Annotated in this window: 10 protein-coding genes and 1 pseudogene; all 11 read left to right on the top strand. The window is 69.1% G+C overall.

Going from position 1 to position 10,210, the window contains the following annotated elements; genetic code table 11:
• Positions 1-3: 3 nt before the first annotated feature.
• A complete protein-coding gene (gene gmk, locus ABMA10_RS11580; RefSeq protein WP_347868864.1) occupies positions 4-882 on the top strand; it encodes a guanylate kinase in 879 nt (292 codons plus the stop codon).
• A 68-nt stretch (positions 883-950) separates the two neighbouring features.
• Positions 951-1,208 carry a DNA-directed RNA polymerase subunit omega gene (gene rpoZ, locus ABMA10_RS11575; protein ID WP_347868797.1) on the top strand — a complete coding sequence of 86 codons (258 nt, stop codon included), beginning with the start codon at positions 951-953 and terminating at the stop codon, positions 1,206-1,208.
• A gap of 202 nt (positions 1,209-1,410) precedes the next feature.
• Positions 1,411-2,604 carry a methionine adenosyltransferase gene (metK, locus tag ABMA10_RS11570; RefSeq protein WP_347868863.1) on the top strand — a complete coding sequence of 398 codons (1,194 nt, stop codon included), beginning with the start codon at positions 1,411-1,413 and terminating at the stop codon, positions 2,602-2,604.
• 26 nt (positions 2,605-2,630) lie between these two features.
• Positions 2,631-4,565, top strand: a complete 1,935-nt coding sequence (locus ABMA10_RS11565) for a primosomal protein N' (protein ID WP_347868796.1) — start codon at positions 2,631-2,633, stop codon at positions 4,563-4,565.
• A 28-nt stretch (positions 4,566-4,593) separates the two neighbouring features.
• Positions 4,594-5,526, top strand: a complete 933-nt coding sequence (fmt, locus tag ABMA10_RS11560) for a methionyl-tRNA formyltransferase (protein WP_347868795.1) — start codon at positions 4,594-4,596, stop codon at positions 5,524-5,526.
• A pseudogene (locus tag ABMA10_RS11555) lies at positions 5,523-7,020 on the top strand (RsmB/NOP family class I SAM-dependent RNA methyltransferase). Before fmt ends, ABMA10_RS11555 begins: the two are co-directional and overlap by 4 nt.
• A gap of 10 nt (positions 7,021-7,030) precedes the next feature.
• The gene (gene rpe / locus ABMA10_RS11550; protein WP_347868794.1) at positions 7,031-7,699 is read left to right on the top strand and encodes a ribulose-phosphate 3-epimerase; all 669 of its coding nucleotides are present in this window, start codon (positions 7,031-7,033) and stop codon (positions 7,697-7,699) included.
• Positions 7,700-7,765: 66 nt separating this feature from the next.
• On the top strand, positions 7,766-8,029 hold the full coding sequence (locus ABMA10_RS11545) for a phosphoribosyl-ATP diphosphatase (protein ID WP_347868793.1): 264 nt from the start codon (positions 7,766-7,768) through the stop codon (positions 8,027-8,029).
• Positions 8,030-8,162: 133 nt separating this feature from the next.
• Complete coding sequence (hisG, locus tag ABMA10_RS11540) at positions 8,163-9,002, top strand: ATP phosphoribosyltransferase (protein ID WP_347868792.1); 840 nt, start codon at positions 8,163-8,165, stop codon at positions 9,000-9,002.
• A 47-nt stretch (positions 9,003-9,049) separates the two neighbouring features.
• The gene (hisF, locus tag ABMA10_RS11535) at positions 9,050-9,814 is read left to right on the top strand and encodes an imidazole glycerol phosphate synthase subunit HisF (protein WP_347868791.1); all 765 of its coding nucleotides are present in this window, start codon (positions 9,050-9,052) and stop codon (positions 9,812-9,814) included.
• Positions 9,811-10,188: a phosphoribosyl-AMP cyclohydrolase gene (gene hisI, locus ABMA10_RS11530; protein ID WP_347868790.1), complete on the top strand. Its 378-nt coding sequence runs from the start codon at positions 9,811-9,813 to the stop codon at positions 10,186-10,188. The genes hisF and hisI overlap by 4 nt, the downstream gene beginning before the upstream one ends.
• Positions 10,189-10,210: the final 22 nt, after the last annotated feature.

The raw sequence follows: 10,210 nt of genomic DNA, 5'->3' as shown, positions 1-10,210 counted from the left end.
TCCATGCCGGAGGTGGACCGCGCAGCTGCTTCGCGCGAGGCGGTCCGCAAGCGCCGTGCGCGTGCCACCGTCAAGGCGTCCATCGCATCCGGTGCACGCACCCCGTTGCAGGTCCTCGACGCCGCCACGGCCGACCCCGACGGCATCGAGGGTGGGATCCGCATCACCGAGTACCTGTTGAGCATCCCGAGCGTCGGAGTGACGAAGCTCGGCCGGATCCTCGAGGCGCTCGGGATCTCGTCGGTCAAGCGTCTCGGCGGCCTCGGCCGGTTGCAGCGCGAACGGTTGCGAGCATTCATCGCCGAACGGTATCCCGGCACCGCCCGCAGTCGGCTGGTCGTCCTCGCCGGGCCGACCGCCGTCGGAAAGGGGACCGTGGCGGCGTACATCCGCGACAACCATCCCGAGGTCCACCTCTCGGTCTCCGCGACGACGCGCAAGCCGCGTCCGGGGGAGCAGCACGAGGTGAACTACTACTTCGTGAGCGACGACGAGTTCGACACCCTCATCGACGACGACCAGCTCCTCGAACACGCGACGGTGCACAACGCGCACCGCTACGGCACGCCGCGGGAGCCGATCGAGCGCGCGCTCGCGAGCGGCGACAGTGCGTTGCTGGAGATCGACATCCAGGGCGCCAGGCAGGTGAGAGCGGCGATGCCGGAGGCGACACTGGTGTTCCTGTTGCCTCCGAGCTGGGACGAACTCGTCCGCCGCCTCGTCGGTCGGGGCACCGAAGACGAGGAGGAGCGCGAGCGCAGACTGCGCACCGCGAAGGTCGAACTGGCCGCCGCTGACGAGTTCGATCACCGTGTCGTGAACGACGACGTGGCCCGAGCGGCCCAAGAAGTCGTAGACTTGATGAAGATTCACGGGGATTGACGTCCGACGCGCACCCCGCATCGACCCATTCATCCCCGAACACAACCACACGAGGAGTGTGAACCTGCATGGCTGACAAGCTCAAGGGCATCATCGATCCGCCCATCGACTCCCTGCTCACCAAGGTCGAGTCCAAGTACGCGCTCGTGATCTTCGCGTCCAAGCGCGCGCGCCAGATCAACGACTACTACGCCGACCTCCACGAGGGCAGCCTGTTCGACAACGTCGGCCCGCTGGTCGACTCGTCGGTCGAGGACAAGCCCCTCTCGATCGCGATGCACGAGATCAACGAGGACAAGCTCCAGGTTCGGCCGATCGCCGAATAAGCATCATCACGATGAATCCGCCGGCCGCCAGACGGCCGGCGGATTCGTCGTGTGGGGCGGCTTATGACGCCGACCGTCGCGCTTTGTCATGAGCGCGTACGGTGTCGGGGCCCTCGGCTAGAGTGATGAATGCTCAGGCCCCGGCGAGTCCGCGACGGCCGTTCAATCCAGCACCGATACACAACTTCCCATGGGAGACCGCATGACCGAGCTGCGCCTGTTCACCTCCGAATCCGTGACCGAGGGCCACCCCGACAAGATCTGCGACCAGATCTCGGACAGCATCCTCGACGCACTGCTCGAAGTGGACCCGCGCAGCCGTGTCGCCGTGGAGACCCTCGTCACCACCGGCCTCGTCCACGTCGCCGGCGAGGTCTCGACCCGCGGGTACGTCGACATCCCGACGATCGTCCGCGACCTGATCCGGTCGATCGGCTACACCTCCTCCGACATCGGCTTCGACGGCGACTCCTGCGGTGTGAGCGTGTCGATCGGCTCGCAGTCGGCCGACATCGCTGCAGGTGTCGACCATGCGTTCGAGTCACGCGAGCAGGCGAGCGCCGACGCGTACGACCTCCAGGGCGCCGGCGACCAGGGCATCATGTTCGGGTTCGCGACCACGGAGACCCCGCAGTACATGCCGCTCCCGAGCTGGATCGCGCACCGCCTCGCCGAGCGACTGGCCGAGGTCCGGAGGTCCGGTCAGCTCGACTACCTCCGGCCCGACGGCAAGACGCAGGTCACCATCGGCTACGACGGGTTCGTGCCGAAGACGGTCGAGACCGTCGTCGTCTCCACTCAGCACAACCCCGGCGTCTCCACGGAGCAGCTGCGCCGCGACGTGCAGCGTCACGTCATCGAGCCGGTGCTCGCGACGGTCGAGCTCGACAGCTCGAACGTGACCCACCTCATCAACCCGACCGGCATCTTCGTCGTCGGAGGCCCCATGGGCGACGCCGGTCTCACCGGCCGCAAGATCATCATCGACACGTACGGTGGCGCTGCCCGTCACGGTGGTGGCGCCTTCAGCGGCAAGGACCCGTCCAAGGTCGACCGTTCGGCCGCATACGCCATGCGTTGGGTCGCGAAGAACGCTGTCGCCGCTGGCTTCGCGGAGCGGCTCGAAGTGCAGGTCGCCTACGCGATCGGCAAGGCTGCACCTGTCGGATTGTACGTCGAGACCTTCGGAACAGCACACGTGCCGGAGGCAGACATCACGCGGGCCATCCGCGACGTCTTCGATCTCCGTCCGGCCGCCATCATCGCCGACCTCGACCTCATCCGCCCCATCTACGCGGCAACGGCCGCGTACGGGCACTTCGGCCGCGAACTCCCGGACTTCACATGGGAGCGTCTCGACCGGGTGGAGGCGTTGCGGTCAGCAGCCGGGATCTAGCGGTGGAGGGCGCGAGGGTCGCCAGGGTGGTCCTCGACTCGCCGTTGCCGCAGCTCGACCACCTGTTCGACTACGCGATCCCCGAGGAGTTCGCCGCGGAGGCGGTTCTCGGTGCTCGGGTGTCCGTCTCGTTGCGGACGGCTGGCCGCACCGCGAACGGCTTCATCGTCGCGCTTGCCGAATCGAGCGAATTCGGAGGGAAGCTGAGCCCGCTGCAATCGGTCGTGTCTCCGGTCCCGGTGCTGCCTCCGTCATTGTGGACGCTCGCCCGCCGAGTCGCGGACCGCAGCGCCGGCAGTGCGATGGACGTGTTACGACTCGCAATCCCACCGAGGCAGGTGCGCGTCGAGAAGACCTGGGCCGCCAGCGTGGCTCCAGAGGCACCGGTCGTGGAACGCCGCACGATCCCCGGGTTCGCGCCGGGGACACTCGATCGCGTCGCTCCCGGTGAGCGGTACGCCGTGAGCTCTGTGCCGACGCTGACGGCGACGGCGGCCGGAGTCTCGATCCCCGATTGGGCGTTCACTCTTGCCGCACTGGCCGTGAACCAGCTCGCCGACGGCCGCAGCACGATCCTCGCCGTACCCGACTACCGCGACGTCGAACATCTGCTCGTCGCGCTCGATGAGCTTGGCGCGGGATCCGCGGTCGCGCGCACCGACGCGAAGCAGACGCCCGCTGAGCGATACCGCTCGTACCTGAACGGCCTCTGGCCGGTCCCACGGATCATCGTCGGCAACCGGTCCGCGGTCTACGCACCTGCCCATGAGCTCGGGCTCATCGCCCTCTGGGATGATGGAGACACGCTGCATCAGGAGCAGCTCGCTCCATACGTGCACGCACGCGACGTCGCGCTCACCCGCCAGGAGATGAGCGGTGCAGGCCTCGTGTTCGCCGCGCACTCCCGCAGCACGGAGACGCAACGTCTCGTCGAACTCGGATGGCTCCGAGAGGTACTCCCGACTCCTCCCGCGCGGCCTCGCGTCGTCATCTCCCGCGCGAGCGGCGACGACGCCATGACGAGCCAGGCTCGGATCCCCTCGAGCGCGTGGCGTGCCGTGGACGAAGCGCTCAAGCACGGCCCGGTCCTCGTCCAGGTGGCACGTCCGGGATACGCGCCACACCTCGCCTGCCGGCGCTGCGGCACCCGGGCACACTGCTCGGTGTGTCATGGACCCCTCCAACTGGCGACGGCGCGAGCACAACCGTCCTGCCGGTGGTGCGGTCATCTGGCGGCCGGCTGGTCGTGCGAGACCTGTCACGACACGGCCTTCCGCGTGACGACGGCCGGAACCGGCCGCACCGCCGAGGAGCTCGGTCGAGCCTTCCCCCGGTATCGGGTGGTGGTCTCCGACGGCGACGCGCCGAAACTCGACGTCGGTCCCGAGCCCGCTCTCGTGATCGCCACGCGCGGCGCGGAACCCGTCGCTGCCGGCGGGTATGCGGCGGTGCTGCTCGTGGACGCCGATCGGATGCTCGCTCGGGAGTCCCTCCGCGTCGCGGAGGACTGTCTGCGTTGGTGGTCGAACGCCGCCGCCCTTGCGAGCCCGGGCGCGCCGGTCCTGCTCATCGGCGTCGAGGCCCCGGTCGCGACGGCGCTGGCACTGTGGCAGCAGCCGCGTTTCGCGAGCGAGGAGCTCGCCGAGCGCCGGGAACTGGGCTTCCCGCCCGCGGTCAGGAGCGCGACGCTCACCGGACGACGAGACGCCGTCGATGCCGCTCTCGCCGAGCTTCCCGCCGAGTATCGCAGTCGCGTGCTCGGTCCGACGGTCGACGAGGCAGGCGACAGCATCGCGATCCTGCGCGTCGACTACGGGCACGCGCGGGCTGTCGCCGAGCAGCTCAGGGCCAGCGTCATCGCTCAGGCTGCGAAGCGTCGCAAGCCGACCCCCGGCCGTCGGGCACCGAAGGCCGCGCCTACACTCAGAGTACGATTCGACGATCCGGAGATGCTGTCATGATCCACCCCTCCCACGAAGCCCGCACCGCATGAGGCTGGTCTTCGCCGGTACACCGGCAGTCGCCGTCCCCACCCTCGAGGCTCTGGTGATCGCCGGACACGAGGTCGTCGCCGTGGTCACCAGACCGGATGCTCCGCTCGGCCGTAAGCGCGTCCTCACCCCGTCGCCCATCGCCGTCGCCGCAGAGCGGCTCGGCCTCCCGATCCTGAAGGCTGCCCGACTCGATGACGACGCGACAGCGCGGATCGTCGCGCTGCGCGCCGAACTCGGTGTCATCGTCGCCTACGGCGGGCTCGTCCGGGAGCCGTTGCTCTCGGCTCCCGAACACGGGTGGATCAACCTCCACTTCTCGCTGCTGCCTGCCTGGCGCGGGGCAGCGCCCGTCCAGCGATCCGTCATGGCCGGAGACGCCCTGACCGGGGCGTCGGTGTTCCAACTGGTGCCGGCCCTCGACGCCGGCGACGTCTTCGCGACGCTCGAGACCCCGATCGCGCGGGGCGAGACGGCGGGCGAGCTGCTCGACCGCCTCGCGCTGTCGGGCGCTCCACTCACGCTCGAGGTGGTCGACAGCATCGCGGCAGGGACAGCCACAGCTGCGCCGCAGACGGGCGAGGTCTCACTCGCCCCCAAGCTCGACGGCCTGGCCGGACGGATCGACTGGCGCCGTCCGACGACCGAGGTCTGGGCGCAGATCCGTGGGGTGACACCGGAACCCGGCGCGTACACGGTCATAGACGACACCCGGTTGAAGATCCACAGGGCAGAGCCGACCTCGGTCGGATCCGGTTCGACGCCACCGGAACCAGGGGGGATCATGCTCGTCGACGGTCGGGTGGTCGTCGGAACAGCCGACGGCCTGTTGGAGCTCCTCGAGGTGCAGCCGGCCGGCCGGACCTCGATGGGCGCGGCCGACTGGTGGCGCGGCGTCGCGACCGGTGCGGATCGGCTGGTGGCAGCATGAGCGGCGAGCAGCAGGATCGCCGCCGTGATCAGCGTCGAGCCGAGCAGCGCCCCCGCAGCGAGGAACCGCGTCGAGGACGGCAGCGACCGACGCGGCCACGGGACCCGTGGGCGATCCAACCGGCCCGTCGGGTCGCGTTCGACGTCATCCATGCCGTCAGCACCTCCGACGCCTATGCCAACCTGCTCCTCCCGCACCGCCTGGCGGAAGCGAAGCTGAACCCCGCCGACGCCGGACTCGCGACGGAGCTGACGTACGGCACGCTGCGCCGTCGTGGCTACTATGACCGTGTCATCGCCCACGCAGCCAACCGTCCGGTGACGGAGATCGACGACGCCATCCTCGACGTCCTCCGGCTCGGCGCACACCAGCTGCTGTCGATGCGTGTCGCTGGCCACGCAGCCGTCAACGAATCGGTGGAGCTCGCCCGCAGCGCCGGCTCACGCTCCGCGGCGGGCTTCACCAACGGCGTGCTTCGCACCATCTCGCGCACCGAACCGGCCGAGTGGGAGCGGATCCTGCTCGGCGACGCGACGAACGAGATCGACCGCCTCGCCATCAGCACCGCGCACCCGTCCTGGGTCGTCCGCGCCATCCGACAGTCGCTCGACCTCCAGGATCGAGGTGACGAACTCGAGGCTGCTCTGGCTGCCGACAACGTCGCTCCGCAGGTGAACCCTCATCGCCTTGCCCGGTCTCGCCGAGCGGCCGGCGGATGCGGACGTCAACCGCTACTCGCCCTACGGCTTCCGTTCGGCCGGCGGTGACCCTGTCCAGCTGGTCGGCGCTGGCGGCGGACGCCTCCGCGTCCAAGACGAGGGATCCCAGCTCGCGGCACTGGCTCTCACGCGGGCGAGGTCCGTGGAACCGGGGGAGCGGTGGCTCGACCTGTGCGCCGGTCCCGGCGGCAAGGCCGCTCTGCTCGCGGCCGAAGCACTGGCCGGCGGCGCTCACCTCGATGCGAATGAGCTCGTCCCCGCCCGCGCGCGACTCGTCGAGCGCGCGCTCGTCGGCGTTCCGCTCGACGTCGAGGTGTCGACCGCCGACGGAGCCGAACTCGCCGGCGCGCACCCCGGCACCTACGATCGCATCCTCCTCGATGCGCCCTGCACCGGACTCGGTGCCCTGCGTCGTCGCCCGGAGGCGCGCTGGAGGAAGACGCCGAAGGATGTGGCGGACCTCACGAAGCTCCAAGCCTCGCTCCTCGACGCCGCCATCCTCGCGCTCGCGCCAGGCGGCATCGTCGCCTACGTGACGTGCTCGCCGCATGTCGGCGAGACCGGTCTGATCGTCGAGAGCGCGTTGCGGTCCCATCCCGGTCTGGAGCGTCTCGACACGTCCGAGGTCCTCGACGCCGTGACCCTGGAGCCACTCGACGCAGCAGCGCCCGGTGGAGCAGTGCAACTCTGGCCGCACCGCCAGGGAACCGACGCGATGTATATCGCGCTGCTCCGCAAGCCGATCGCGTCCGTCGACGACCCGCCCGCTCGGTAGGCTCGACACCATGTCCGTGCGCATCAATCCGAGCATCCTGTCCGCCGATTTCGTGAACCTCCAGCTCGATCTGGAACGGATCTCGACGGCGGACCTCGTCCACGTCGACGTCATGGACAACCATTTCGTCCCGAACCTCACCTTCGGGCCGCAGATGGTCGGCCGGATCCAGGACGTCTCGCCGGTCCCGCTCGACGTGCACCTCATGATCTCGGACGCCGACCGCTGGGCTCCCGGTTACGCCGAACTCGGCGCCTACTCGGTCACATTCCATGCCGAGGCCGCGAGCGACCCCGTCGCCCTGGCCCGACGCCTCCGGTCGATCGGCGCGCGGGCAGGGATCGCGCTCAAGCCGGGCACCGCGGTCGAGCCGTACCTCGAACTCCTGCCGGAGTTCGACCAGGTGCTCGTCATGACGGTCGAGCCCGGTTTCGGTGGGCAGTCGTTCATGCCGGAGACCATGCCGAAACTGCAGGCACTGTCGGCGGAGGTCGCGCGCACGGGCCTCGACGTCTGGTTGCAGGTCGACGGCGGCATCACAGCGGATACGATCGGCATCGCCGCCGAGGCCGGCGCGAACACCTTCGTCGCCGGTTCGGCTGTCTACGGCGGATCCGATCCCGCTGCCAACATCGCGCTCCTCCGGGCGGCAGCCGAGTCGGCGGCGCACACCCACTGAGGCAGCGTCCACGGCCGAGGGACCGCGCGGCGCGGAGCGCCTCCCGGAACCGGTACCCTTGGGCACGTGAAAACCTTCGACGAGCTGTACGACGAGCTGCAGATGAAGGCCGAGTCGCGGCCTGAGGGTTCCGGCACGGTCCGGGAACTCGACAGCGGCGTGCACGGGATCGGCAAGAAGATCGTCGAGGAAGCCGCCGAGGTCTGGATGGCCGCCGAGTATCAGACCGACGTCGAGACGGCCGAGGAGATCTCCCAGCTGCTGTATCACGTGCAGGTGATGATGGTGGCGAAGGGACTGACCCCCGCCGATGTCTACCGACATCTGTGAAGCACTGGTTGCCGTCGCAACCGTTGCACACGTCTCCCGTCCCCATCGGTAGGCCACCGGGCAGTCGACCGCCGCAGGTCGCCACCGGTCAGTCCTCGTCACCCGCACACGTTCACGAAATGAGATCCACCCCATGCTGAGAGTCGCCGTACCCAACAAGGGTTCACTGTCCGAGACCGCCGTCGAGATGTTGCAGGAGGCGGGCTACGCGACTCGTCGTGACACCAAGGAGCTGCATGTCGTCGATGCACGGAACGGCGTGGAGTTCTTCTACCTCCGTCCCCGCGACATCGCGACGTACGTCGGTTCGGGTGCCCTCGACATCGGGGTCACCGGTCGCGATCTCCTGCTCGACTCCCGCTCCACCGCCACCGAACTCGTCGAACTCGGCTTCGGCGGCTCGACCTTCCGGTTCGCCGGGCCGGAAGGACAGTTCACCGAACTGACGGACCTCGGCGGCCGGACCGTCGCGACGAGCTACCCGGGACTCGTCGGCAACTTCCTGCAGGCGGCCGGTGTCGAAGCGACGCTCGTGCACCTCGACGGAGCGGTCGAGTCGGCGGTGCAGCTCGGTGTCGCGGATGCCGTCGCCGACGTCGTGTCGACCGGAACCACGCTCCGCAAAGCCGGCCTCGAGATCTTCGGGCCGGTCATCCTCGAGTCGACGGCCGTGCTGATCACCGCTCCGGAGACGAGACCCGGCACGGACACGCTCATCCGTCGGCTGCAGGGTGTCCTCGTCGCACGGCAATACGTCCTCGTCGACTACGACCTCCCCGTCGCGCTCCTGGAGCAGGCCACGGCGGTCGCCGGCGGCATCGAATCGCCGACGATCTCGCCGCTGCGCGACCCGGATTGGGTCGCCGTGCGCGTCATGATCGCGCGTGGCGACGCCAACGACGTCATGGATCGCTTGTACGAGCTCGGCGCCCGCGCCATCCTCGTGACGGCCATCCACGCGGCACGCCTCTGAGCCGCGCCCCCACCACCAGTTCGCCAGTCGTACCAGCGGAGGCCTCCGTGTCACTCGCCACCCGTGTCATCCCGTGTCTCGACGTCGCCGACGGCCGCGTCGTGAAGGGCGTCAACTTCCTCGACCTGCGCGACGCGGGCGATCCCGTCGAGCTTGCGAAGCGCTACGCCGAGCAGGGAGCAGACGAACTCACCTTCCTCGACGTCACCGCGACGGTCGCCGGTCGCGACACCACGTACGACCTCGTCAGTCGCACCGCTGAGCAGGTCTTCATCCCGCTCACCGTGGGAGGTGGCATCCGCTCCACCGAAGACGTCTCGCGACTGCTCGCCAGCGGCGCCGACAAGGTCGGTGTCAACAGTGCTGCGATTGCCCGGCCCGATCTCCTCGACGAGATCGCGGACCGGTTCGGTGCGCAGGTGCTCGTGCTCTCCCTCGACGTGAAGCGGCACGAGGGGAGCGCCTCCGGCTGGATCGTGACCACTCACGGCGGTCGTCGGGAGACAGAACTCGACGCACTCGTCTGGGCGGCAGCTGCGATCGAACGCGGTGTCGGCGAGTTGCTCGTCAACTCCATCGACGCCGACGGCACCAAAGCCGGTTTCGACACGGCGCTCATCAGCGCGATGCGGGAAGTCAGTCGTGTGCCGGTGATCGCCTCAGGCGGCGCTGGCAAGCTCGCGGATTTCCCCCCGGCCATCGCTGCGGGCGCGGATGCGGTACTCGCCGCCAGCGTCTTCCACAACGGCGAGCTCACCATCGACGAAGTCAAGCAGGAACTCGCAGGCGCCGGCTGGACGGTGCGCGCATGAGCGCCGACATCACCATCCCGGTCGGCGCGGACGCCCAGACGGCGATCGCCCAGCTGTCCTTCAATGCGCAGGGTCTCCTGCCGGCCATCGTGCAGCAGTGGGACACCCGGGAAGTGCTGATGCTCGGCTGGATGGACGCCGAAGCCGTTCGCCGGACGATGACCGAAGGCCGGGTCACGTACTGGTCGCGGTCGCGCAGCGAGTACTGGCGCAAGGGGGACACCTCGGGCCACATCCAGCTGGTGCGCTCTCTCGCGTACGACTGCGACGGAGATACCCTGTTGGTGGAGGTCGACCAGCACGGTGCCGCCTGCCACACGGGTACGCACAGCTGTTTCGACGGCCGCGCCCTCGACGTCGTCACGGGGTCGTGACCTCCACGGACGGTTCGGAGCA

Source organism: Plantibacter sp. RU18, from assembly GCF_050613355.1.
Lineage (GTDB): Bacteria > Actinomycetota > Actinomycetes > Actinomycetales > Microbacteriaceae > Plantibacter.
This window is presented reverse-complemented; position numbering and strand designations above follow the sequence as displayed.